The organism is Bradyrhizobium sp. 521_C7_N1_3, from assembly GCF_052075975.1.
Classification (GTDB): domain Bacteria; phylum Pseudomonadota; class Alphaproteobacteria; order Rhizobiales; family Xanthobacteraceae; genus Bradyrhizobium; species Bradyrhizobium japonicum.
The window spans coordinates 1891060-1916577 of record NZ_CP197232.1 but is presented as its reverse complement, the minus strand read 5'-3'; the positions used below and the strand labels follow the sequence as shown (position 1 = coordinate 1916577).

General features: G+C 59.2%; 16 protein-coding genes. 6 read left to right on the top strand and 10 right to left on the bottom strand.

All coding sequences use genetic code 11. The features are described 5' to 3' along the window. Positions 1–135 precede the first annotated feature (135 nt). From AB7008_RS08735 to AB7008_RS08710, 6 genes are all read right to left on the bottom strand, one after another. A complete protein-coding gene (locus AB7008_RS08735) occupies positions 136–1500 on the bottom strand; it encodes a M16 family metallopeptidase (protein ID WP_014497898.1) in 1365 nt (454 codons plus the stop codon). Then, on the bottom strand, positions 1497–2840 hold the full coding sequence (locus tag AB7008_RS08730; RefSeq protein WP_225895103.1) for a M16 family metallopeptidase: 1344 nt from the start codon (positions 2838–2840) through the stop codon (positions 1497–1499). The genes AB7008_RS08735 and AB7008_RS08730 overlap by 4 nt, the downstream gene beginning before the upstream one ends. 859 nt (positions 2841–3699) lie before the next feature. Continuing rightward, on the bottom strand, positions 3700–4509 hold the full coding sequence (istB, locus tag AB7008_RS08725; protein WP_014497900.1) for an IS21-like element ISBj11 family helper ATPase IstB: 810 nt from the start codon (positions 4507–4509) through the stop codon (positions 3700–3702). Further along, positions 4506–6020, bottom strand: coding sequence for an IS21-like element ISBj11 family transposase (gene istA / locus AB7008_RS08720; protein ID WP_028170462.1), 1515 nt, complete (start codon positions 6018–6020; stop codon positions 4506–4508). The genes istB and istA overlap by 4 nt, the downstream gene beginning before the upstream one ends. 1068 nt (positions 6021–7088) lie before the next feature. Beyond that, entirely contained in the window at positions 7089–8921 is a 1833-nt protein-coding gene (locus AB7008_RS08715; RefSeq protein WP_028170463.1) for an ABC transporter ATP-binding protein, read from the bottom strand. A gap of 656 nt (positions 8922–9577) precedes the next feature. Beyond that, on the bottom strand, positions 9578–10609 hold the full coding sequence (locus AB7008_RS08710; RefSeq protein ID WP_038936655.1) for a TlpA disulfide reductase family protein: 1032 nt from the start codon (positions 10607–10609) through the stop codon (positions 9578–9580). 988 nt (positions 10610–11597) lie between these two features. On the opposite strand from AB7008_RS08710, the gene AB7008_RS08705 reads away from it, so the two are divergent. From AB7008_RS08705 to AB7008_RS08695, 3 genes are all read left to right on the top strand, one after another. Further along, positions 11598–11921 carry a hypothetical protein gene (locus AB7008_RS08705; protein WP_014497904.1) on the top strand — a complete coding sequence of 108 codons (324 nt, stop codon included), beginning with the start codon at positions 11598–11600 and terminating at the stop codon, positions 11919–11921. Between the two features lie 309 nt (positions 11922–12230). Continuing rightward, on the top strand, positions 12231–12512 hold the full coding sequence (locus AB7008_RS08700) for a helix-turn-helix domain-containing protein (protein WP_080588731.1): 282 nt from the start codon (positions 12231–12233) through the stop codon (positions 12510–12512). A 162-nt stretch (positions 12513–12674) separates the two neighbouring features. Next, positions 12675–13583, top strand: coding sequence for a LysR family transcriptional regulator (locus tag AB7008_RS08695; protein WP_028143510.1), 909 nt, complete (start codon positions 12675–12677; stop codon positions 13581–13583). A 269-nt stretch (positions 13584–13852) separates the two neighbouring features. Here the strand turns inward: AB7008_RS08695 and AB7008_RS08690 are convergent, their stop codons facing one another. The 3 genes from AB7008_RS08690 to AB7008_RS08680 all read right to left on the bottom strand — a co-directional run bounded on the left by AB7008_RS08690 (position 13853) and on the right by AB7008_RS08680 (position 15065). Continuing rightward, positions 13853–14386, bottom strand: a complete 534-nt coding sequence (locus AB7008_RS08690) for a DUF2285 domain-containing protein (RefSeq protein ID WP_049803096.1) — start codon at positions 14384–14386, stop codon at positions 13853–13855. Positions 14387–14432: 46 nt separating this feature from the next. Further along, a complete protein-coding gene (locus tag AB7008_RS08685; protein WP_071916574.1) occupies positions 14433–14627 on the bottom strand; it encodes a transcriptional regulator domain-containing protein in 195 nt (64 codons plus the stop codon). A gap of 165 nt (positions 14628–14792) precedes the next feature. After that, a complete protein-coding gene (locus AB7008_RS08680) occupies positions 14793–15065 on the bottom strand; it encodes a DNA -binding domain-containing protein (protein ID WP_035711371.1) in 273 nt (90 codons plus the stop codon). Positions 15066–15696: 631 nt separating this feature from the next. Here AB7008_RS08680 and AB7008_RS08675 point away from each other — a divergent pair. Further along, complete coding sequence (locus AB7008_RS08675) at positions 15697–15978, top strand: helix-turn-helix domain-containing protein (protein ID WP_035711373.1); 282 nt, start codon at positions 15697–15699, stop codon at positions 15976–15978. A 938-nt stretch (positions 15979–16916) separates the two neighbouring features. On the opposite strand, the gene AB7008_RS08670 is transcribed toward AB7008_RS08675, so the two are convergent. Further along, the gene (locus AB7008_RS08670) at positions 16917–17804 is read right to left on the bottom strand and encodes a TauD/TfdA dioxygenase family protein (protein WP_244433073.1); all 888 of its coding nucleotides are present in this window, start codon (positions 17802–17804) and stop codon (positions 16917–16919) included. A 2646-nt stretch (positions 17805–20450) separates the two neighbouring features. Here AB7008_RS08670 and AB7008_RS08665 point away from each other — a divergent pair. Continuing rightward, positions 20451–21011 carry a hypothetical protein gene (locus AB7008_RS08665; protein WP_223153733.1) on the top strand — a complete coding sequence of 187 codons (561 nt, stop codon included), beginning with the start codon at positions 20451–20453 and terminating at the stop codon, positions 21009–21011. Between the two features lie 758 nt (positions 21012–21769). Continuing rightward, positions 21770–25087 (top strand): HD domain-containing protein, encoded by a 3318-nt coding sequence (locus AB7008_RS08660; RefSeq protein ID WP_038936649.1) that lies wholly within the window; start codon positions 21770–21772, stop codon positions 25085–25087. Positions 25088–25518 lie beyond the last annotated feature (431 nt).

Below are 25518 nucleotides of genomic sequence, written 5' to 3'. Positions count from 1 at the left end.
ACCGTTCGTGATGTCCGGACATATCGCGGACGTCCACGTTCGGCAAATGGCGGTCATGGGAAATGCAAATGGCCGGGGCGGGCCCGGCCATTTCAGGAAGCAAGAAGCGGTCAGTTCGACTGCTAGTTCGAATTGCTAATTCGACTTGGGCGACGTGGCCGCCGGTTGCGCGGCGGCCTGCGGGGCGCGGCCGACGACGACCGTCAGCAGGCCCTGGCCCCAGAGCCGCTCGGCGGCGACCTTGGCATCATCCAGCGTCACCGCATCGACGAGGGCATTGCGCTTCTCGATATAGTCGATCGGCAGCTTGTCCTGCTGGTACTGCAGCAGCGCCTGGGCGAGCTTGGAGGAGGTGTCGAGCGCCAGCATCTGCGAGCCCTTGAGGTAGGACTTGGCCTCGTCGAGCTCCTTCTGCGTCGGGCCCTCCTCGGCGATGCGGCGTACCTCCTTCTCGATGGCGTCGATGGTGTCGCCGGCACGGTCGGCGCGGGTGCCGGTATTGCCGATAACGACCGCCGAATGCTCCATCCAGAGCAGCGATTCGAACACCGAATAGGCGAGGCCACGCTTCTCGCGCACCTCGCGATAGAGCCGCGACGACAGTCCGCCGCCGCCGAGGATGTGGTTGACGACATCGGCCGCCATGAAGTTGGGATCGCTGCGCTTCACGCCGGGGCCACCGAAGGTGATGACGGTCTGCGGCACGTCCAGTGGAACGAAGGCGCGCTGTGGCGGCTTGGCCGCCTCGATGTCGGGAACCGGCGTGAGTTTGGCTTTTGCGGGCAGGCTGCCAAAAGTGTGGTCGAGCAGCTTGCCGAGGGTCTCGGGATCGACGTCGCCGACCACCGCGATCTTCAGCCCATCCTTGGCGAGCACGCGGCCGACATAATCCTTCAGATCGGCGACCGTGAGGGTCGGCACGCTGTCCAGCGTGCCATTGGTCTGCCGGCCATAGGGATGGTCGCCGAACGCGACCTCCAGGAATTTGCGGCTCGCCAGCGACGACGGATTGGTGGTCTCGCGGCGCAGGCCCGAGATCACCTGTGAGCGGATGCGCTCGACGTCGGCGGTGTCGAAATGCGGCGAGGTCAGCGCGCTCCTGAGCAGGTCGAAGGCCTCGTCCTTGTTGTCGCGCAGCATCCGCAGGCTGCCGCGGAACGTATCGCGGGTGGCGCTGAAGGAGAGCTCGATGGCGCGGCGGTCGAGCCGCTCATGGAAAGTCTTGGAGTCGAGATCGCCGGAGCCTTCGTCGAGGAGGTCACCGACCAGATTGGCGACGCCGGACTTGTCCCTGGGGTCCTGCGCCGAGCCGCCGGCAAAGGAATATTCCATGGCGATCAGCGGCACCGTCGCATCCTGTACGAACCAGGCTTCGATGCCGCCCGGCGAAGTGAGGTGCTGGATTTTTGCGGCCGCCTGTGACGGCGAGACCGTAGCCAGCGCGAGCGCCGCGCCGGTGGCAAGCGAGAATGCAACGCGTCGAAGGAAGGGATAGGTCACGAACGCTTCTCCTCGCGCTTGGCGGCACTGGTGTCCTTGATCAGATAGCCCGTCACCGAACGTTTCTTCTCGAGCCATTTCTGCGCGACGGCGCGCACCTGTTCGGCGGTGACCGCGCGGATGCGGTCCGGCCAACTCCTGATGTCCTCGATCGACAGGCCTGTGGTCAGGGCGCCGCCATACCAGCTCGCCAGCACGGCCTGATCGTCCTGGGCGTAGATCGCTTCCGCAATGAGCTGGGTCTTCACCCGCTCCAGGTCCTCGGCGCGGATCGGGTTCTGCGCGATGTCTGCGATGACGCCGTCGATCACCTGCTCGACCTCGGCAAAGCTGACGCCGGGCTTCGGCGCGGCCGAGATCGAGAACTGGGTCGGGTCGAGCGAGATGCTCGAATAGCTGGCGCTGGCGGAGACCGCGAGCGGCTTGTCGACCACGAGGGCGCGGTAGAGATAGGAATTGCTGCCGCTGCCCATCAGCTGCGCCAGCACGTCGAGGGCTGCGCTCTCGCCGGCTGCGGCCGTCGTTGCGGAAGGTGCCAGATAGTAGCGGCGCAGGCTCGGCTGCTCCACGAGCGGGTCGGCCAGCGTGACGGTGCGCGGGGCGGCGGGCTCGGGCTCCTGCGGGCGCACGCGGCGCGCCGGTATCGCGGGCTGGGCCGGAATGGCGCCGAAATTGCGCTCGACCAGCGGACGGATGTCGGCGGCTTCCACGTCGCCGGCGATCACCAGGATCGCGTTGTTCGGCGCGTAGAAGCGGCGGTAGAAGGCCAGCGCGTCCTCGCGATCGAGCTTCTCGATCTCTTGCCGCCAACCGATGATCGGCCGTCCATAGGGGTGATTGAGATAGAGCGCTCTCTCGATCTGTTCGTTCAACCGCGCTCCGGGGCTGTTGGCGACCCGCATGTTGTACTCTTCGAGCACGACGTCGCGTTCCGGCAGCACGTCCTCATTCTTGAGGATCAGGCCGGTCATGCGATCGGCCTCGAACTCCATCATGGTCGGCAACTGCTCCTTCGGCACGCGCTGGTAGTAGTTGGTGCCGTCGACCGAGGTCGAGGCGTTATCGTTGCCGCCGACCCGAAACACGTTTTGGGAGAATTCGCCGAGCGGGTGCTTCTCCGTGCCCTTAAACATCAGGTGTTCGAGAAAATGGGCGAGCCCGGATTTGCCCGGCTCCTCATCTGCGGAGCCCACTTTGTACCAGATCATCTGCGTCACCACCGGTGTCCGATGGTCAGGGATTACGACCACCTGCAGGCCGTTGCCAAGCGTAAAGCTGGTGAGGGGCATGGACTTCGCAAGAGTCTCGGCTGAGGCGCCATCTATTAAGAAGGCGCGCATCAGCACCAGTGCTAGAACGCAAACGACCGTTCGAGGTGAGGACGTCGGCAGCATTGACAGCAGTCGCTGTCGAATTTTCGAAAGGAAAGACCGATCGTGCGGCCGATTGGATGCGGCATCATTATCAATATCGTTCGTCAGCTGCGGGATCGGGACGGCTTTTTGCAAGCTACATTGCATTTCGGTCTGGATGAGGAATGAGGTCATCATCGAAGTCATCTAGAGGATGCTCCATGCTTTTGGCTATCAATCGACAGATCGCGCTTGCTCCAGGGGATACCATCGGCCGGCGCGTCGGCGGCTAACCCAAAAGCATCAGTCGTGCCAAAGAAGAAACTGTTTAAATTACAGCGTGGTCACCCGAAGCACTCTGTCCGTATCTTTACACATCGTCGTACATCAGACACGGTGTGGCTATCTAGGGACCCCTCTTTTGCGGACCCGCTTGGCGTTACTGGTGCCGACCACTATGTGTAGCAGGAGACTCTAGAATGGCATGATCGAGTGCATGGGTGGCCGCGATCAGCGCCAGTCCGAGAGCTTGTGCAAGGTCCCCGTGCAGTGCCACAAGCGCGCGAGTTTTCATGCGCTAGACTAAACATGCGATGGCAATTCCTCGTGACGTCGAGGGGACAGTTTTGCACCGCGCGCGACATCAAGCATTCACGTGTCGAAAATCGTCGCGATGTTTCTTTTTCTGATAAAAGCGGCGGCATTTGTGAATGCGTATAGCGCGACGATCTGGGTCGGAAGAGCGCGGCGATCAGGATGGCGAGTCAGTGTCGCGGCGCGATGATGATCGCCGCGATGATTGTCGCGCGCAAGAGTTTTGTTTGCTTTGATTGTCGCGGAGCGTCAATCAAGCGAGCGTTTTTTGTGTCGCGTGCTCCGGTGGCCGCCCTGGACCACGCTTTCGCTCGAGGGCAGTCCGCCTGCGATAGCTCTCGACGTTCATCTCGACGATGGTGGCGTGGTGAACAAGGCGATCGATCGCCGCGAGGGTCATAGCTGGGTCCGGAAAGACCTTGTTCCATTCTCCAAAGGGCTGATTGGCGGTGATCAGCAAAGAGCGTCGCTCGTAGCGTGCGCTGATGAGCTCGAACAGCACACTGGTCTCGGCCTGGTCCTTGGTGACATAGGCAAGATCGTCCAAGATGACGAGATCGAAGCGATCGAGGCGGTTGATGGCGCCCTCGAGGTTGAGCTCGCGGCGAGCCACCTGGAGCTTCTGCACGAGATCGGTGGTGCGGGTGAACAGGACGCGCCATCCGTTCTCGATGAGGGCCAAGCCGATTGCTGCCGCCAAGTGGCTCTTGCCTCCACCGGGCGGACCAAACAGCAGCAGATTGGCGCCCTTGCCGAGCCAGCCGTCGCCGGCGGCGAGTGCGGTCATTTGCGCCTTGGAGATCATCGGCACGGCCTCGAAGTCGAAGCTGTCAAAGGTCTTTCCGGTAGGCAGCCGCGCCTCGACGAGATGGCGCTCGATGCGGCGGCGGCCGCGCTCAGCGATCTCGTGCTCGGCAATGGTGGCGAGGAAGCGCGCCGCCGGCCAGCCTTCTATATCGGATTGCTCGGCAAATTGCGGCCACAGCGCCTTGATGGCGGGCAGCCGCAGCTCGTTGAGCAACAGATTGAGGCGCGCGGTGTCGACTACGTTGGTTGTGCTCATGCGGCGCCTCCGATCTCGGCGGTACCGATGAGGCATTCATAGGTGGCGAGCGGTGCGAGGCGTACCACGACGTTCGGCACCTGGGCGGGATCCGGGGCGAAGTGAGTACGTAGCCGGTTGAGGTCGGGCAGCCGGCCGTCGTTCAGGTCAGCCGTGAGCTGATTGGCGAGTTCGGCCTCGCAACCGCGCTCATGGGCGAGTGCGAGGAGATCGACCATGATCCGGCAGGCCTTCTTGTCCGGTAAGCGTTTGCGCAAGACGTCGAAGGCTCGGCGGTAAGCTTCCCGGGGGAACAGCTGGTCGCGGTAGACCAGGTTGAGGAGCGCCATCGGCTTGCGCCGCAAGGAATGGATCACGTGCCGATAATCGACGACCTGATCGTGCTTGCCATTGGGATGCGGCCGCCCGCGCGGCAAGGTGAGGAGATGCGTGCCGCCGACAAACACGTCGAGGTGATCGTCATACAGGCGCACCCGCAGCCGATGGCCGATCAAGCGCGACGGCACCGTGTAGAACACCTTGCGCAAGGTGAAGCCGCCGGACGACGTCACGTGGACGATCACCTCTTCATAGTCCGACGTGCGGCGGTCCGGCAGATCCTGAAGTGCGCTACGTTCACTGTCGATCCGCTTGGCGTTGCGGGCATTGCGGCGGCTGGCGATCTCATCGATGAAGCCACGATAGGCAGCTAGATCGTCGAAGTCGGCGGTGCCACGCAGCAACAGCGCGTCGCCGATCGCTCGCTTGAGATGACCATGCGAACTCTCGATCGCCCCGTTCTCGTGGGCGATGCCACGATTGTTGCGGGAAGGCCGCATGCCGTAATGGGCACAGAGGTCTTCGTATCGCCGCGTCAGATCGTCTTTGGCGTCGCGGTCGAGATTGCAAAAGGCGGCCGACAGGCTGTCGGTGCGATGCTCCCGTGGCGCCCCACCGAGTGACCACAAGGCATTCTGCAGGCCTTCGGCCAGAGCGACGAAGCTCTCACCGCCGAGCACGACATGGGCGTGCTCAAACCCGGAATAGGCCAGCCGGAAGTAATAGAGACGATGGTCGAGCGGTACGCCCGCGATCGTGACACCCAATTCGCCCATGTCGGTGAAGTCGGACAGGCCGCGCTGACCGGGTTCGTGGGTCTGGCGGAAGATGACCTCCTGCTCCTCGCCGTGGATCGCCCGCCAGGCCCGGATCCGGCGCTCCAGCGTGCGACGGATGCCGGCGCCGAGCTCGGGATGGCGTCGGAGCAACTCCTCGAAGATCGTGACCGGCCGCACACCGGGGGCGGCCTTCAGCATCGGCGCGATATCTGTCTCAAATACGCGGGCCAAGGGATCTGGCCGGCGACGGCCGCGGGGAGCCTTCTTCTGCGACGGAAGGCGTCGATCCTTCTCGATCCGGTAAGCGGTCGAGGTGCTGAACGAAGCCTTGGCGGCGGCCACGGGTGGGCTATCGGTCTGACGGTACTTCATGTAGAGCCTCATTTGGTGATCGGTAATGTGTCGGCCTGGCACGCGAGTGATTCCTCTTGGCGGAAGAACCACTTGCATAACCAGCCGGCCGCGATCACCAGTCGGCGCGGTCCGCTGTGGATCGCGCCGACGCCGGGCTCGTAACTCCGGTCGGGCTACGCCCTCCCTGCGTCACGAGCCCGGCGTAGCCCTCTCATCATGGTCGACGCTCCACTTCCATCCTGTTCGCCGCGCGGCAAATGCGGTCGGTCAGGCGCCCATGCTCTCGCGTAATTCTGGATTTAATCCCGCTGAGACAATCGATTGGCGCCGGCGCTTCGAGATTCTTGGTGTGCGATCGTTCTTAGTCCGCCTGCCGAAGAGGATGCAGCTGTCCCCACCAGATGTTCGACATGGATTTGAAAACTCACTCGAATGAGCAAAGCGCGTAAGGCTTTCCTCCGGACGCGGCGGTTCTCTGCCATAGGCAAAACCCGCCGACATTCGACTTCTAGCGCCCCCTTACCTGTTCTGACCACGTTGGGCGGAAGTCGTTAGGGTCCTCTGCGCCTTCGGCAGAAACCAGATGCGAACTTGACTGAAGAACTCCTAGTGCCAGTGGGGCATGCTCATGCGCGACCAACTCGGGCAGGCGAGCATGTCCTGATGTGCAGGCTTGCCTCGACGGCGGTGCGGTCAAGATCGAGCCCAAGCGGCATAATGTTGATGAACAGGCCCATCGTGCGGCGGCACCGGCGCCGCCATGCATGCGGCCGAACAGCACCGTGCGAACACCACCTGCTCACGGCCGCTGCTGCGCGCGACCACCTACCCCACACCAGGTGGCAGAGGCTAGCCAGGGTCACATCAAGCCGCCGCGCCTGGCCGCGCACCCGCGCATCCTGCGGCAGCGTCCGCCGTCCCTCCGTGATCCCGCTGCCGTCGCCGTCGGACCTCGCTTAAGCCGAACGGCCGGCCCGGCTCAACCATATCTGCGAGCCACGTCCGGAAGAACTCCTCATGCGCCTTTGCATTAACGCTCACGCGCGCCTCCGTCACCACATTGCAAAAGGGATGTGGGATTATCAGGCTATGCTCATGTCCCTCCAGCACGGCCAAATAGCTCTAGGGCTACGGAGATGCGGCCAGCGGTGTTTTAGGCTCCCCTTCCGCCGAGAGCGGACCGAACTCGATGGCCTGCCGCTCGAACAAACTGCGATAGATGCCACCGGGTTGCACGATGAGTGCCGGATGCGCGCCCTGCTCGACGATCTCGCCGCGATCGAACACCAGGATGCGGTCGAGGCCGCGCACCGTCGACAGGCGGTGCGCGATTACGATCGAGGTGCGGTCCTTCATCAGCCGTTCCATCGCCTCTTGGATCAGCGCTTCCGATTCCGAATCCAGGCTCGACGTCGCCTCGTCCAGGATCAACACTGGCGCATCGGCAAGGAACGCGCGCGCCAGCGCAACGCGCTGCCGCTCGCCGCCCGACAGATTTACGCCGCGCTCACCCACCAGTGTGCCGTAGCCCTTCGGCGATCGTATGATGAAGTCATGCGCATTGGCGAGCCTCGCCGCCTGTTTGATCGCCGCCATGCTGGCGCCGGGTCGGCCATAGGCGATGTTTTCAGCCAGCGAGCGGTGAAACAGGATCGGTTCCTGCTCCACGATCGCGATCTGGCTGCGCAGCGATCGTTGCGTGGCCAGCGCGATGTCCTGCCCGTCGATCAGGATCCGGCCGCCGGAGATGTCGTAGAGCCGCTGAAGCAGCTTGACGAACGTGGTCTTGCCGGAGCCGGAGCGGCCCACCAGACCGATCCGCTCGCCGGCGCGGATGTTGATCGACAATCCGTCGTAGAGCGGCACGCGATCGCTGTCATAACGGAAGGTGACGTCCTCGAACGTGATCATCCCACCGTGAATGTCGATCGGCTTGGCGTCGGGGGCATCGACAATTCCGATCGGCTCGCCATAGATGGCAACCAGTTCCTCCATGTCGTTCACCGAGCGCTGCAGATTGTTGATGTGCATCCCTACTTCGCGCAAATAGGCGTGGATGATGTAATAGCTTGTCAACACATAGGTGACGTCGCCCGGAGAGGCGCGCCCCGCTATCCACAGCAGGATGGCGCCGCCGATCACCGAAGCACGAAAGCACAAGAGCATCACGAGCTGCACCGTACTCGTGCCGTTGGACCGCAGCCAGGTGCGCTGCACCCTCGCCCGCCAGCGTCTGACGACATTGTCAAGCCGCGCATCCTCACGCGCCTCAGCACCGAAAGATTTCGCCACAGTATTGCAAGTGAGCGCGTCCGCTAGCGTGCCGCTGACTTTGCTGTCCCAGGCGTTGGAGACCCGCGCCGCCGGCGCGATGTAGCCGATCGTCAATGCCGTCGTGATGGCAACATAGATCACTGCGCCGAGGCCGATCACGGCGCCGAGCTCGGGCCAATGCAGGCCGAGCAGGATCGTCGAGCCCACGAGCACCGCGAGCGACGGCAACAACGCCATCAGGATCGTATGGTTAAGCAGGTCAAGCGCCCACATGCCGCGGGTGACCTTGCGCACGGTCGAGCCGGCGAACGAGTTAGCGTGCCAGTCGGTTGAGAAGCGCTGCACGCGCATGAAGGCCCCACGGGCCACATCCGACATGGTCTTCAGCGTGAACGGCACGATCGCCTGCAAGCCCGTAAACCGCAACATAATCGAGAGCAGACCAAGGGCGAGGATACCAGCGAACGCAATCAGTGCCGCATGTCGCGCCGCTTGGTCGGAGGGGCCCGACGTCAATGCATCCACTAGACGGCCGGAATAGACCGGCATGAACAGGTCGGCGACCGTCGCCCCTAAGAAGCCAACGAGGATGATCGCGGCACGGACTGGCTGCTTCAGCCAGTGCTCCAACGCAAACGGGAGAACCAAGCCGATTGCGGCGGGTCGTTTGTCATCTTGACTGGTCATGGCGCTAGGGGTTTGTGGCGCACGCGGTGTAAAAAACGGTCGATCCAGACCCGATGTGCCCAATGCTTGGCGCGCCGTACGAGGGATGCGATAAATGCCCGGAGTCTGGGGGTTGCGGCCGAAATCTTCTACCCATTTCACCCACTCTTCGCGTAAGCGCTTAGCCGAAGCGCCTCACGCTTTGCGAGCTCCTCGTAGCTGAGAGCATCGATCTGAGACATCAGCCAGGCTTGCGCGATCCGAGCTTGTGTGAGCCAGGTAGGCGGGATCGGCGTCACTCATCTTTGCCCACCTGCAGAAGCGTGGGGATGTCCGGCTGGCTCCGGCCATGGCTGTACGCAAAGGTGCATTTTGATGAAGGAAGTGTTCAGCATAACTTCACCTGGAAGATCACCTCCGCGTCGATCCGGATGGAGGTCATAGCAATCCGAACCTCCAACGTGCCACAAACGATCCACCGCCCTGCTCGCTGATCGTTAATTGCCGATGGCCCGCCGGATAAATGGACGAATTAACCAGTGAGCAGCTCAGATCGTCGCCCTTTTTCATCTTCTCTCCTCGGCCGCTTGCGCTTTGCTACTTTGCGAGACTCCGGGTTGCGGAGTCGCACAAACAGACCCATAGCAAGCCTTCTGACCCTTGTAGTTGGCGAGCGTTTAGACCGATTCCGACATAACCTCCTGTTTCAGGTTGTCCGGGATAGGTGCGGGGCCGTCCAGCGACTTCAGCGTCACCTCGATCAACTCGCTCGCGCGATCCTTGTTGCCGCTCTCGTAATAGTACTGAGCGACCGCCGGATAGGACAGGAACTTAGGGGCGTCGCCGCGTTGCGGAGCATTTATTGCCAGAATGTGTCCGGATAACTCATTGCCCATCGCAAAGCGCTCGGCCTGCGGCAAATGAGAGTTGTCATTCGCCGGATCAAAGAGTTGGCGCATCGCCCCGGCCATCCACAGCGCGGATTTTTTGTTGATCGCGTCACGAACCAATTGGCGCATCACCGGCAGGCCGGCCTGCAAGTCGCGCATTTTGTGAAGCAACAGATCCGCCTGGAGCACGCGGAAGTTCACGTCATCCGGCAGAACAGCGACGGCTTCTTCGACCACCGAAAGCGCCTTCGCCCAATCCTGCGCCTTCATCGCCGGCGTCAATTTGACGAAGATCGGCATTGTGCGTTCGCCCTTGGCGATCCGCTCAGCATCGGCGGCTTTCGCTTCATCGCTGATGCGCCAGCTGCCAGTCAGAATCTTCGGCAAAACCTCTTCGAGTTGCGTCGGGGAACCGATAAAGGCGATGTGGCCATCACGGTCGACGACGAACGAAGTGGGAATCCCGATAGAAAAGCTGGAATCCATCCAAAGCTCGTCCATTTCGCGTGTGTAGTCGAGCCCGACCCGATAGTTGAGATTCGGCAACTTTTCGGTCAACCATGCGTCCAACTTGCTTCGGGCCTTTTCCGCTGTTTGAGCGCGCTCACCAGCTGCTATTCCGAGGACCTCAACTCCGCTATCTCTGTATTTCTCTTGCAGCTGTACCAGATCGGACAGCGCCGCCACACACGGTGCGCACCAAGTTGCCCAAAATTCGACGATGTACACTTTCCCGGGCTGGAAGCTCGTGAGGGGTTGACCACGCAGCCAGTTCTCCACCTTGATCGGGGGAGCTGGGGATTCTAAGCCCAGCGTCATGTTACGCTCCAAAGTTATTGTCAGGGACTGCGCGACGTTTTGTGCTCGCTGATCTCCGATCGCGACCGCGACCGAGAAGTGGGGTGCCGTGGTGTAGACGGGCTGCCGAACGAGAGCCGTAGCGAATGTCGGTGTCGCAGCGCTAAGCACGCCGACACACAAAGTTACAAGGAACAAGCTCGTCCTCTCACGAGCAGGCCACGTCGATTCAAGGAAGGAGAGCATCGCTCGACTCGCATCTGGGTGGGCTCAGCACTTTCAGTACTGCTGCACCCTTAGTAGCAACGTCCGTGCCAGCATCGTCTGCGCGCATTAAGCGCCTAATTGCGCATGAACAGCTCAACGGCAGTTCACGGCGACCAGTGTTTTGAACCCGACGGGCTTTGTGCCGGTGTCGGAATTTGGACAAGAATTGCGCACTTCGCGCCGCCAGATAACTGATTTGATGTTGTGAGCCGCCGAACGGAAACTTGGTAATCCCTGTCCCCTAGCAAACAGGATTAGAGGCGAGCGACGATTTAGATTCGACTCGAACGAGCCGAAGCCCGTTGACCGGGACACGTGTTCTGGGCGATGACGATGGAACCATTCGCCTGAACCTGCGGACGGTGCCGCGGATCAGGGAGGCTCTGAAACTGTGAGTGCTCGCCATCGCTCCAAGCGGTTCCTGCACCAAAAACTGGTACTTCGATTAGTTTGCTGTCCAGCCGCGTGTACCAGGCGTCCATGATGCCCCCTTCAATTCGAAAACCGTTTCCCTCGTATCGAAACAGACGCCGCCGATCGCCTCGATGGAGCTAAGGCTTATACAGGCGTTCACCTCCAGGTTGCTGACCGGGAGGCCGGCTGGCACCACCCGCTGGCGGCACGCAGCACTTCCTTGCCGGCTTGAAAATCTTTGGCAAGCTGCGGGCCTTCAAGACCCATCGTGTCACAGCCGGATGACAGGTATCGAAATAAGTAGACGGAAAACCCTGCACTATGCGATGTGGCCGACATCGACACAGGCTATGGCAATGCGATCAATGTCATCCATGCCATTGGCGAGTATGAAAGGACCGGCGCCAGCTCCGTTGTCATCGAGGACAAGACATTTCCCAAGGTTACGAGCCTTGCTGCGGAACGTCCAGATGATGAGTTATGGCAATTTCGGATCCGGGCCTCAAGCACAGCCTTGAGGGACACCTTCCGCCGTATCATCGCTGATGGCGGCGTCCAGAACGTCCACAAGGATATTGTAACGATAGAGGAACTCTTCAGACTGCAGAGAATGGACGAGATTGAGGCAGCTGAAACGCGATTCCTGCGCTGATGCAGTGCTGCAGGCCGACTCTAATCTCGCCTGAACGGCTGTCGCTGCAATCTCGACGGGTTGGGGCGGCACGTTCGTCGGGCTACGACTCCATTTCGTTGAATGGAAGACTATCGTGCCCTGTCAGTCAGCATCTTTTGCGTTTGGCTCGAGGCTGTTAGCGCAAATGGGCAGCGGAATCGAACGGCTGTCGAGCCAGCGGAACGACGGCGCTCGGGTCAGCGCCGGCAAAACCCGCGCAGTTTTGTGATGTTTTTATGTCGGTTATAGCCAGTGGTTTGATGACCATCGAAATGGCTGCCTTCGCGCATGAAAGCTCGTGCGCTTGTGGCATACAATGTGCGCCGGATCCGCGTCGAGCGCGGTATTCCGCAAGAGCAATTGGCCTACGATGCAGGTATTGATCGCTCCTATATGAGCGGACTTGAGCGCCAACAGGCAAACCCCACAATTGATCTTCTCGATCGCCTTGCCAGGACGCTCGGCGTTGCTGTCTCCGAGCTGTTTGTTCGGCCATCCAAGGGGGCGCTGCCACCTGCTACCTTACGTAAAGGTCGCAAGCCGAAGCCGGCACGCCGCAAAAGGACCTAGCCCCCCTGACAACACCGAGCCATTGACGCCGATCTTGTGCGGTGGCCAAGCATCAATGCGCTCGGAGGCGGATTTTGTGCGCGGCCGCCCCCTGATTCGCGGCAATCCCGCGATGGACATCGAATAATGTGATGAATGTTCAATCTGGCGCCGGAGCGGACAATGGCGGCTCAAGACGACGAAGTTCCTTTAAATGCCATCCGCGCCTTTGTGACCGTCGCACGCGAAGGCAGCGTCACGCGCGCCGCCAGCAGCTTGGGAACGACGCAGAGCTCGGTCAGCCGCTATTTATCCGTCCTGCGGGACTATCTCGGTGCGGACCTCATCGCGCGGCGCGGCCGGCGCAGTGATTTGACTGAGTTCGGAAGACTATTTGCTAACGCAGTCTCTGAGCCGCTCGAGACAGTGGGCTTCACCGCCAAGAGAATGCGGCGGCGGACGGCCGCCGGCACCAACCGGATCGTCGTCCGCACATCGCTATCGACTTTTGCTTCCTCGCTTCTGATTCCAAATCTGCAAGCGTTCTCTGCTGAAGCTGGCGGCGTTATCGTGGACGTCATCAGCTCGCTATCGCTGCCTTCATCTTCGGACGACTTCGACATATTGATTACACGTGACCTTTCCGTCATCGAACCCGCCGACAGTTGGGAGATCTACAATGAGGAGCTGGTATGCGTCGGGCCGCCAAACCTGGTCGCGGGCAGAGAGCTCTCGATCGTTCGCTCAATCCCGATACTGAACATCACATCACGACCCGACATCCTGCCAACATGGCTGAGGGCCATGAACCTGTCCTCAAACGACATACGAGCGGGCGCGCGGTACGATCATAATTATCTCGCTCTGCCGGCAGTCATGACAGGAAAATGCCTTCTTGTCGCACCGGAAATCATCGTCAGTGATTTAGTGCGAGGGGGCGCCTTGCAAATCATCCCCGGCTCACGCGCTCCAAGTGGCATGCAATATCGCGCCTTTGCGGTGGATCGCAGCGAGCACCCCGAAATCGCTCGTTCTTTTTGCCGGTGGGTCGCTCGTCTTTGCAAGAGGGCGACGCTAGCGCAGGCTACCTGAAATGCCTCTCGAGGTCTCTTCAATGACTCTGCGGGAGATCGATGTACCGCCCCCATTCACGTCCAGGGCACTCAACTTCAGAGACAATCCGAACAAGACCGCCGGTGTCTTCGTCCGACGAAGATTACGTTTCTTTTGCAGCAGTCCCGAAAACAAAGGACGGCGCGAGAGATCGGAACGCAAAGACCTCATCTTATCGCCGATCGAGCGACGCGAGCAAATGAATTGGTTGCACGGAATCGAGGCCATGCCATTTAACGCCCGAGAGCTCATGAACTGTCATCCTTGCCTTTGTGGAGCAATGCGCGGCAGCGAAGGCGCATGAGACGCCGCCCCAGCTTAACAAGCCGAATGGTTCGGCTGCGCAAGTCGTCTGTTTTCCAGCCCCGCTCGCCAATACGATGGCTTCCAAACAGACCTTGCGCGATTTGGCGATAGCTATTTCCTTGCTGCCATCCATCCAGTGCGCGCAGCGCGAGGATAAGCCGACGCCGCTTCAAAGCTGGCAAAGCAAGAGGAGGCGTTCCGAGCGGCCGATGCTCAAGGGCGAGCCAAAATCGACGTGCGGCCTGCAAGCGAAGCTCGAAATTCGCGTCGAGCGGCAGGTCGAGCACGACAGCAGACCCGCTCGCCGGAAGGCTCTTCAGCCAAAGGCGATGCTTCGCGCCTCCGAGCGGCACGATGGCATGCCAGCCATCCGGCGCGCGACCAACCTCGCTGCCAGGCAGATTGGTGAAATCGAGCTGGTAGCTTTTGGGCGCCACGCAATTGGCCGCCCGCATAGGCAGTACGGTCGACAGCACTTCGGGTGCCCAGAAGACTGCTTGCTTGTCGAATGTCTTTTGCGGATCAGCTGGAAAACGAAAGCCCCCACTTCCGTCGCAAGTGGCTCGTTGTTGCGCTGGATCGTTGGCGGCGAGACAACCGCCTATAATCCTCTTGGTAATCGGGATCCCGGCGCAGCCACTCCCAGGCCACGTCGGCAGCTTCTGCCTTCTTCAGGTCGCTGTATGCTTCCTCAGATCTCCAGTCAGTACCCGGCATCGCACCATTTTCCCGCGGGATTTCACACGCGGCGCAATGCAGCTGAAGATTGTGGCTCTTTCCGGTTACGTGCGTTCCGCGTGAGAGCCCCGCGCGCACTTAATCGATGGAATAATCATCTTTTGCGATTGCTAGGAATTCCGCGGATCCTGACATCCGCCGCGTTCATTGCTTTGGCCAACCGCCCCGCAGCAGATCACGATAGCCGCGGCCCGCTAGCCACTTGGCCCGCGTCAGATGACTTTCGAACGTGCGTCGCGCACGATCGGGTTCAACTGTCGGGTCAAGCCCAAGCACAACGCGTGCGATTTCGCGCCAATCTGCCTTGTCAGCGTCGGCATCGAGAAGTCGCATGTAGGTGACGGCGTGCTCCTTGTCATATGACGTGACCTCGTGCGCGCTGGGCGCCAATTCTGCGATTTTCGGGTCGGCCGGCACTGACTGAACTCCTACCGAACTGAAAATTCTATCGAAATCCGAGCAACGATAACTAACTTGGGGGCGCTGTGGTACCGCCCGAATCGTCGCAGCGCCAAACTCATTTTCGCACCAAGACCGCGATCGCATATCCGCTCACAATGACCTGGTGGCTCCATCCTGCGCATTTCCTCTTTCATCGCGGTACATACCGGAACTGACCGCAGATTTCCCATGTGGCTAGGCTGTTCTTGCTCTTCCCTGCCTAAGAAGAGGGTTGCCCGTGGTGACCGGCCCGCGCGCACTGGTGAAAGGCCGCCGTGGCCGGACCCCAGCCCCTAGAGAGAATTCTTTTCTCTTTTCGAGCTCCACTTGAACGGTTGTCCTATCTGGTCGCGGTGCCCGGAAAAGCCGCAGTACCTCTGAGCGGCCATTACTGCTCTCCGGCGAGTAGCGGGCTATCGCACCGCGAGAACACTTGCGATGATCGACGACATTCGCAGACGACAATCATTACGGCGTCTACATCTCACCGTGACCTTCTTCCTTGAAGCAATTGGACGAGGACAGCCAACGGCGTAGGTGTGAGCTTATCGTAATACTCTGGCTATAACCAGTGGTTTCATAATCGTCGGAATGGCTGCCTTTGCGCATGAACGCTCGTGCGCTTGTGGCCTGGAATGTGCGCCGTATCCGCGTAGAGCGCGGCATTCCGCAAGAGCAATTGGCCTATGATGCCGGGATCGACCGCTCGTATATGGGGCGCATTGAGCAGAAGAAAGAGAACCCGACCATTGATCTCCTGGATCGTATCGCCGCGACCCTGGGTATTCACTTGTCCGAATTGTTCGCTGAGCCGGCGAAGGGTGCGGTGCCACCCAAGCCAATGTCCAGAGGACGCAAGCCGGCACGCCCGTGTCGGAACAGGACGTAATTATGGAGAGAGCCATGTTTGCAGCTAACCACGGGAGCGAAACGCGCCGGAGCGGCGCCCGTGCTCCCTTCGAATCTGTGGCGGCCGAATCCGATCTCCTGCTCCATCGGATGTTGCGCCAGCACGATTCGGCTTAACGAACGCCCAGAGCGGCCCCGTTAAAAAAGACGAGCACCTTCGGTGATCCTCACAGGCCAGAAGAACGAACAGGCCGTCTGCCTCATCGGAGGCGCAGGCGCGCGCCTACTATTCCTGCCGCCTACAGCCCGATCTCAAGCCGATCGAGATGAATTCGCCAAGCCAAAGAACTGTTGCGGCGAGCCCCCGAACCGTCGACGCCTCTCGGATCTCATGGGACGCACACTGAACATGTTCACCCCTGAAGAATGTGCCAACTACGTCAGTCATCGTGGATAGAAACCGCTTTGATCGCGACCGGCTCCAGCGAACCGCCCAGCATGCCCAAGGTATGCGACAAGCGCGTCCACGCCTTTCTGTCCGAACAAACACGCGACCCCGCCTCCTCACAAGCGAGCGTGAGCGCCATCCCCAATTGCGAAGGACACTCTTGAAAGGCCTTCATCGATGATCAGGACCCTGACGTGCCTGGGCCCACATTCATGATTTATTTCCGCAGTGAGCATGCCCGCTTTTTAGGCTGGATAGCGCTTCGCCGAGCTCGATCCGCTCCAGCTTTTCAATGCCCGGCCCCGATAGCCAAGAGCCGGCTCGCATTCTACCCGGCTCTCACCCGAGAATGACACCGCCTGCTCGCGCTTCTCAGCAATTCTTATGGACAAGAAAAGATGCAGGTTGCCGGCGCCGGTTAGCCGGTCCTGGAGGGATAAGCTCGAAGGCCCGGCTCCGCTCGCCATCGCAGAGCCGCAACTTAGCCTTGAACCGCCAGCGTCTTACGAAAACCCGACGTGCCGACACTGCTAGGCAGCCTCAGCGGCCCGTGATTTCAGCCTCCTCATGTGCGGTACGCCGGCGTCAATCGCACGCTGGTCCATGGCCAAATGAGGACTGCCAATTTTGTTCATGGGGTACGCCTCAGTCGCGCGATTGTCCCAGATTGCGACGTCGCCTGATTTCCAGTTCCAGCACAGGGTGTTCTGCGGCGCGGTGAGATAGGATTGCAGCAGTCCGAACAGTTTTTGGCTGGGATAGCGCTGCAGGCCGACAAAGTTCTGCACAGAACGGCCAAGCGAGAGCATCCGTTCGCCAGTCTCGGGATGAACACGAACGATCGGATGTGTCGTTTCGTAGATCGTTCCGGTGGATACGTCGTCCAATGCCCTCTTGTCGGCTTCGGTGGCCCCCTCCGTCGCAGTGTGATCGAATGCGGCGCAGCGCACAGCCCAAAGGTTATCGGCGAGCATCCGCAGGGGATCGGGAAGATCAAGATAAGCGGCCGCCGTGTTCGACCAAGCGATGTCCCCGCTAAAACGCGGGACCGCTGCCTCCCGCAGCACTGAAATTGTTTGGCAGCGGGCACTGACGACGTCGTCATCGGTCATCTGGTCGACTTGACTGCAGGCGCGATCAGGGAGCGTCTTCCGGTTTGTTAGGTCTCCCCTTGCGTCCAGCATTGTGGGATTCGGTATCAGCGAGCCGAGCCGGAGCACCAAACGCTGTTGCTGGGCATCATCGAGATGTCTCTGATCACGGAAGAGGATGACCTTACGCTCTAGCAGCAGCCGGTTAATGGCTATGATGACCTCGTCAGACAAATCGTCCGACAGCGTAATGTTCTTGATTTCGACACCAAGCCGGTCCGCATGTTCGACGATGTCTGCACGCGGGATGACGTTATCAATGATCATTGTGCCACTCATGACGGTGCCTCTCTCTGTGAATGTCTAAACAAAGCTCCGCGATTTGTGGTGACGCGTGGCAACGAACGCGACAAGGCCGTCTTGATGACACGCATCCGAATTGTCTGACCGGTGACCACACCGCACAATTCGCCGACTGATTCATACAGACCACCATCATCTTAGGATCTGACTCCCTCTGCGGTGCGGGCACAGCCAGTGCGGTTCGAATCAACTCGCGTATAACGCGAACAGATCGATCTGCAGCCTGATCAACAGTACAAATTATAGAGCTCGTCTATGTCCAGTCCATGAAACGAAACCAGCTTTCTTTTCGATCTCGAGTAACGTTCGCCTCGTCTGTGAACTCGTTCTTGGAAAATCCTCGAACAACGATTGCATCGTCACCGCATGCGACTGGCGTGGCCTCATCCGCACGACAAGAAACGAACTCGTTAGCGGCCTGCGCTCGCGAAGCGGATGTGACAGGATGCCTCGCTTCAGCTGACTCTATCTTAAGCTGTACATTGTATCTACAGCTACCTGCACGATCTGCAATCACTTCCTCGCGACTTGGAGTTGTCCGATGCGGATCGTCTTTCGTCGGCTGGTTTATTGTGTTGTTCTTCTTGCCGAGCAGGAAAGCCGCGCAAAATTCGAAGGTTGAAACTCCCATTGCAGCTAAACAACGGACTCAATCCCTCGATTTGCGAAATCTGCGCTCGTCGCCGAATGCAGGTCTCAGGGCTGTGACCTACGTTCTTGGCTCTGTCCGGAGGCGTGATTTTCCTTACGGAGCCCGGCTTGTTTTAGCGCAGTTGACCGCACAAAATAGAGACAGAGCGCGGCCCCCGCAGGAATACCGTGCGCCCCCGAGACAATGCAGCGACTTCGCGCTCTCACATTGCTAGCCGCAAATTCTGGCAGGCTATTTTCGCCTCCTATTGGCAGCACGAGGCTGAAGGCAGCGTCCGATCTAAGATCATGAGCCAGGATCCATCTTCCTGAGATCGCCCTGTTCCTTGCCTAATAACCTTAAGGCGCGTGAACATGATCACACACGCACCAAAAGTGCGGGATTTCAGAGAAGACGGTGAAAGAATGCACCAGCTGCGCAACAACGCGCCCACGCGACCGAGCCATCATGTAAGATGCGCATCGCCGCAACAAAGATCCTTTTCAAAAACCTGAGATAGCGGGCGGCCCGCAACAAATTGACGAGAGATCCCCTATCGGGTACCGCGTTGAAAATTGAGAACGTAACCTACCTCCATCCGTAACCTTGCGCACTTTTTCTTCACTCATTCGCCGCTTAGAGCGCAATAAAGCCGTTCCCGCAGCTCGCTTTGCGACTCACGCCGGTCGAGCTCGCCGATCTGCAACCTGCTTATCCAGCCACTGGCGACATGTGATCTCGGCTCGTCTCGTTCGTGGCGGCGCCATCAGCACACCAGCAGTGCCAGATGTCGGATATGTCTCGGCAACTGCGCGACTGAACGTTCGAGACTGTTCTTGACGTGCCGGTCGTAGGCTGCCGAGTCGTCGATCCAGCTCTCCTGCGAAACGAGATTGCGGCCGACGAAGTCGGCTGGCCTCAGCGCACGATAGAGTCGATACGCCCGATGCCGGGGACCACATCGCCCCGTGCTGCGATTCGGAATCCCACCGGGCCCTTCGAGCACAGCCGTTCCGCCGCCAACTTCGAGGACTGCCCCACCCAGACTAGTCGTCGGCCCTGTTTCGGGGACCGACAGGAGCTGCCCCGCAGGCTGAACCGAGCCCGTCACAGAGATGTCCGCCTCGACAGCCTAGGAAGCGTTCGAAGCTTCAGCCGAATGCGCCCCACTCGACGCTTTGGCTGGAGGCTTCGGAGCGAGGCTCGCGCTGACTGTGAAGGGTTGACCTAAAGCAGGCGGGATTTGCGAGCCTGATGCTGATGCTATCTTTCGCGCCTTACCCCTAACTTTGTGTCCGGCATGCGGCACGAAGCCGTGTCTACTTGAGCAATTGGGCTCAGGGACTGAACGGTTAGATCTGTGAGTCCAAGAATTGGCAGCAGGCAGGCGATCGGATCAACGTCCTTGAACACCGGCCTTTTTCGCTCTTAGGCACCGGCTAATTGCGCCATGTCTGCTTCGTAAGCCTATCGAACCACATCTCTGCGACATAGCGAGCGTTCGGTACAACCCGAAATTTCGTATACTGATGGTAGTTGTCTTGGAGCCAAGTCCAGAACGTGCCGAAGCTGTAGTGATGCAGGCCATCGGGCGGCCAGGCTCCTTTGCCTGCTCCACCCACTTATCAACGAAGTGCGAAATGGCCGCTTCCGCATCTCCTTCTTCACTGTTATCTTCCTAAGGTCTGGTAGGTTTCTCACTCCACGCCCGCGCCCTGTCCACTTCCTTCAGCGTCGGCATGCTTTCCGGTCGATCGCGATGTGACAACTCCTCACCCCGGCCCACCGGCCCTAAAAGGCGATCCCACACCATCAGGCGCCGAGCAGTTGCCCAAATTCGTGGACACATCACAAACAATCATGCAGGATCTTCTCGCCCGTCCAATCGAGAGAATACCGTTAAGCTCGCACAGTCCGTTGATGAGCGCCAGTGCGCCTCGGATAGCCGACGAGCTTCGGGCGCGACGCGCCAGCTTTCCATGATGAAGTCAGCGGAGGCTACCTCGCTGGTGACCGAAATCGAGGACGCCCTCGCCTCCCCACTGCCCAGCAAGGGACAAGAACTCGTCGAGCGCGCAGACCTGCTCGTCGAGGAAGAATTCAAGGCGATGGCGGCCGAGGAGCGCAGGCGTGCGGTGCTCGAAGGTCTTGCCGGCCTGGGATACGAGGTATTCGAGGGTATGGCGACCGCCTGGGTCCAGAACGGCCAGATCGTCATTCGTAAGGCGGCCAATCCTGGCTACGGAGTCGAGCTCTTGGGCGGACCCAGATCGGATCTCCTTCAGGTGCGTGCCGTAGGTATCGGCAGCTCGGCCGAAGCTCGCGATGCAAGTCGTGACCACGACATGGAAACGATCTGGTGCGGCGAGTTCGATCGCCTAAAGGCGTTGGTCGCAGAAGCAGGCGGGAATGTTACTATGGAATTCGCAAGGCCGGTCGGTCGCTTCCCTTTGAAGATCGTCTCAGATCCGGGTGCAAGCCAAGAAGCAGAGATTGTTGAAAGATCACGTCGAGCACGACCAATCAGCCCCCCTCATTAGCAATTTGCAGGTACCCAGCCATTAACGGGGAAGGTGATCACGCGGATGCTGGCGAAGATCACAAAAGCTCGTAGCATCTCTTGGGCGCAGCCGAGAGCTTTTGCGGGGGTCGTTCGCTTCACATCGAACAGCGCCGCTCGGGCGACTTCATCATCTAAAGTCCTATAGGCCGCGGGCGGCGCCCCTCAGGAGGATACTTCCAAAGATGGGCGGCGATCACTCATAAGCAAAATAGTAGGACACGGCGCGCCATTTTCCCGAATTTGTGAGGAGGCCGCATTTTTTCCACACCCTTCCCTGGCAGCACGCCGAAATCCGGCGAACATTGCGACGCCGCTGCAGCTAGCTCGGCGAAAGTTCGGCGTACCTGCGAATAATCTTCTCGGCCTCAGAGGGAAGAAAGTGGCCGATGGGCCGCCGTACAGCTGTGTCACCGCATTAGGGATGTCTGGATTGCGGCCAATATAACCCATCGGCAGTGGGGTTGGTCTGCATTTTTGGCACGTGGAGCCATCCGGTATGCGGCGACCACTCCTGTCCAGGTGAGATTGGATGATATGCTGTGCGGCGGTCTTCCTAACCCTATGGAGTTGCGCCAATCTTCGAAAGACGGCTGCGTCGTTCCAGTTGATTGAATCAATCAACACACGTAAGCTCTCAAGCTGCAAATAGTCATCGCCAATAGTTTTCAATGCTCATAGCCGAGGTGGGGCCTTCAATCGGCGATCCCCTGCCCAATTTCCCGTCGAGACCTTTTCATGACTTCACCAGAAGCCCTAGACGTACTGATTCTAATCGCCCTGACGGAAGAAGCAGAGACGTTTCACGATTTGCCGTTTCATAACCTGAAAGAGGCGCCTCGACTGGGCATTTTTCCGTATCACTCCTTTGAATACGAAGACGCGAACGGCACCTCCCGGCGTGGCGCGTTGGTGAGCGTGGGCGAAATCGGCCTGCGAATCCGGGATGCGGCGCTTCGCTTTTCGGAGAAATTCTCACCCAAGCTGGTGTTGAACGTCGGCATTTCGGGCCGAATAAAGGACGCTCGGGTTGGTGACGTCGTCGTCCCCACTCACATCAATGTCATTGATTACCGAGCGGCTGCGCAGGACGACGAAAAGAATGGGTATGAAATACTTCCCGGCGGCAAACCGGCTCCCGTGAGCATCAGTGCCGGATACGTCGTAAATTCTGTCCCATTCAAGAAGAAGAACAAGCTTCCCAGCATTGACAATTTCGCCAAACGAATGGGTTACACCCTCACCCCAAATGAGCGACGGAAGCTGAAAGAATGGGAGGGCGTCAAGGACCTCGCCAAGACGCCGACCGTGGTGAGCGGGCCTTTTGCAGTCAGCAATCTGCTGATCAAATCAGCGCGCTTCAAAGAACACGTATTGAAGAACGCGGATCGCAACTATGTTGCCGCCGATATGGAAAGCGGGCTTATTGCGGATGGGCTACTTACATTGACACCGGCGCCGCCATTTTATGCAGTCAGAGCTATCAGTGACCCGGCCACAACACAGAAGCCGGAATACGATGCGATCGGCAACGGGCTTATCCGCCGCTGGGCGATGTCGAATGCACTGGATACGGTCAAATTACTCATCGCTGAGCCTAGTCTCTTTGGAGACGAGCGAAAGCTGAGCGGAGTTAGTGGCGTCCCGGAAGACTACAGTCCAGAGTATCCAGGACAACGAATACTAGGCGCCCCCTCCACTTCAGATTTCGACGATCGTTTTTCGAATATGCGCATTACCGTCTCGAAAAGAGATCATGGTGAGACCGTTCTTCCAATTCGGTTTTCGAAGCTCTTGAGCGAAATATTGGAAAAGCCCAGAGCCGGGTCGTTCCTGGTCCAGGGGCGCGGCGGCGGCGGAAAGACGGCACTCCTGCGAGCCCTCCAGCTTTCAGTTAATGATGCGCACGAAGCACCCAAAACAGTGTTCCTCGACGCCCGCAAAATAATCAAGGAAGCCGGATCGGCCGATGCCGTTTCGGTTCTTCGAAGACGTGTCGATCGGGATGCTCCCGGCCTGATCGACACGAAGGACAACGTTATCGTTTTTCTGGATGGGTTGATCGGAACGGACAGCGAGCGCCCGATCATCGAGGCGCTTTCCCAGCTGCTCGCGCGCAACGAGCCAACGCTGGTGCTCGCGTTCGGAATTGATCATTATGAACTCCAAGCGGACTCAAATGATTACCCTCCGACGCCTTACCTTCACAACAGAAAGCACGACCGTACGGTCGACTTGAAAGCGATCTCAGTAAACGATGACGCTTTAGCAACGGCGGTTATTGGCGGTATCGTCCGAACGAGCGGAACGAGCACGAGCGAGTCACCCGAGGCGATCATTGCTGCGCTTCGAACGCTCGGGTTTCTTTATCTCAATCATTTCGTGGTATCCATATATCTACACAATGCCGGGAAGATGGCGTTCGAAGGCAAGAACAGCTCGGCCTTTGTGATCCAATCGATGCAAAACCTCTACGGCGACCTCTACGGCCGCTTCACGAGCCGGCAGTTCAATCTGCTTTGCGTAGCAGCTCTGCGGTCTTACTGCCGGATCCTGGTGAAAAGTGCCGGATCTCCAGAGCTTGCGACCGCGCATGACCGATACGAGAGCGACTTCGCGCTTTTTCCACGCATTGTCCAAACCGCACTGATCGCCAAGGCTGTCGTCTATATCCTCGGTGAATTCAACAATCCCAAGAGTAGCAGCGCGATCTTCAAGTCTACGGGTATTAACGAGGAGCTTTTTCTATCATTGGTGTTTGGCAACGACGTCAACAGCGCTGTCAAGGATCTCATGGCCGACCAGCGCGTCGAGGACGCAGTGCTCTCCGCAGCGCACAAGATCTCGGACACCCTTGAGCCCGCTTCACTTTCCTATGCTTTGTATCTTTTCGGACGTGCGCGCTCCGAACGGGGCAGGCTTCGGGCCGAAAAGGCTTTCGACACAGCCGCTCAAGTGTTGCTGGATCCAGGCACAATATCGCCGAGCGAACAGACCAAATTCTGGCGGCTCGCAAGACGCTCGCTCTATATCAGCCGCTCGCTAAATGGCGACAAGAAAGCAACCGACTCTTACATCGCCGCCGTCATCAGCGATCCCTATGAAGATCGCTTGAACCGGAGCTTTCATCTCGAATACTACCGTGATCACAATGCCACAGGCGTCACAGTGGCGCTCGACCATGAAGACAGAGGAGGTAATTGGCGTCGTACTCGCCAGTTGCTTGGACGACGGATAGAGGCCGCGATAAGCAGCGGAACGACGGGCGAATACGATCGAATCTGCATTCTGACGTATTTTTCGCTGGTTCGGTATCGTCATGAACTCGCGAAATTATCAACAGAACAACGCGAACAAGAGGCGGGTCTCATAAAGAGGCTCATGGCCAGCAACGTGACGTTGGGCCCAGAGCTTTCAGCCTTTCTAATCATGGTTGAACACGCACTTTCGCGCGAACTCTACTCAAGCCTTGATGCGGTGGTTGAGCTATTTGCCACGAAAGCAATACCGCGGATCGGGTGGGTTGATCGCCAGATGACGGCCGAAAAGCAGGTCGTGGAAAGTGTCGCTTCGCATGCCTATGGTGCGATGCTTCTCGTCGACCTTCTGAGCGAACGACTGACGCCGAAACTCGATCCAAAAGAAACAACCCAGATCATCCGAATCCTTCTGTATCACGATATCGCAGAGGCCTACATCGGCGACTACCGCCCTACCGACGGCGAGACGAAGTCAAAGGAGATACCAACGATGCATCGCATCGCCGCGCTAGCTACCTATCAGCATTTACCTGGCCTAGCCGCCTCGTTCAGTCACTTTCAAAGGTTTGAGACAGGGGCCGATCGGTGCGCGAGCTTGGCTCGCGATTTTGACAAGTTGGACGCCGTTTTCCAGGCGCTAGTCTATGCCAACCATTTTCCAACGCTCGATAATCGACGACAGTTCGTCACTGGCAATAAGGAGCGGATCTCAGATCCAGTCCTTCGCGAGATCGCGGATGAGATCTGGCGCCGCATTGAAAAAATGCCATTGAAGTCCACAACCGCCGCCTCCTGATGAACCTTGCATGATCGAACGCCATCGCGGTGCCCTTCGAACCCAAGAAGAGCGAGTCGCCCGTGAAGAAGGAAGACAGGATGGCAAAGATGGAACGAAAGCGGGTCACTCCCTAAACGATCGACCGGTACAATCGATTAACCGGCGTGCGCAACGCGCATCGCCCACTGAAATGGCACCCGGAGAGCGTGAGCATAGCGACGGCAAAGCCGGCACGCGGGTCCGAGTGCAGCGACGCGACCGGTTAAAAGGGGCACCCGGGAACGCGGCAGTGATAGCGTTCGCCGCAGGCGAGCCGCTTTTCCGAGTGCCCCCGGCAAGGCGCACATCAGCCCTTGCGCGATGGGATCGTTACCGAAGGCCGAGGCCCCTACTTTCTTCAGGGGACTCGGTGGGCGCAGCCCATAGAGCCCGGTCCGCATAGCGGACGC

Bases quoted from the DNA above. Each gene is read 5' to 3' on its own strand.
- AB7008_RS08730 (WP_225895103.1), bottom strand. From the start codon at position 2,840: ATGCGCGCCTTCTTAATAGATGGCGCCTCAGCCGAGACTCTTGCGAAG.
- istB (WP_014497900.1), bottom strand. From the start codon at position 4,509: ATGAGCACAACCAACGTAGTCGACACCGCGCGCCTCAATCTGTTGCTC.
- AB7008_RS08715 (WP_028170463.1), bottom strand. From the start codon at position 8,921: ATGACCAGTCAAGATGACAAACGACCCGCCGCAATCGGCTTGGTTCTC.
- AB7008_RS08710 (WP_038936655.1), bottom strand. From the start codon at position 10,609: ATGACGCTGGGCTTAGAATCCCCAGCTCCCCCGATCAAGGTGGAGAAC.
- AB7008_RS08700 (WP_080588731.1), top strand. From the start codon at position 12,231: ATGAAAGCTCGTGCGCTTGTGGCATACAATGTGCGCCGGATCCGCGTC.
- AB7008_RS08695 (WP_028143510.1), top strand. From the start codon at position 12,675: ATGGCGGCTCAAGACGACGAAGTTCCTTTAAATGCCATCCGCGCCTTT.
- AB7008_RS08685 (WP_071916574.1), bottom strand. From the start codon at position 14,627: ATGCCGGGTACTGACTGGAGATCTGAGGAAGCATACAGCGACCTGAAG.
- AB7008_RS08675 (WP_035711373.1), top strand. From the start codon at position 15,697: ATGAACGCTCGTGCGCTTGTGGCCTGGAATGTGCGCCGTATCCGCGTA.
- AB7008_RS08670 (WP_244433073.1), bottom strand. From the start codon at position 17,804: ATGATCATTGATAACGTCATCCCGCGTGCAGACATCGTCGAACATGCG.
- AB7008_RS08665 (WP_223153733.1), top strand. From the start codon at position 20,451: ATGATGAAGTCAGCGGAGGCTACCTCGCTGGTGACCGAAATCGAGGAC.
- AB7008_RS08660 (WP_038936649.1), top strand. From the start codon at position 21,770: ATGACTTCACCAGAAGCCCTAGACGTACTGATTCTAATCGCCCTGACG.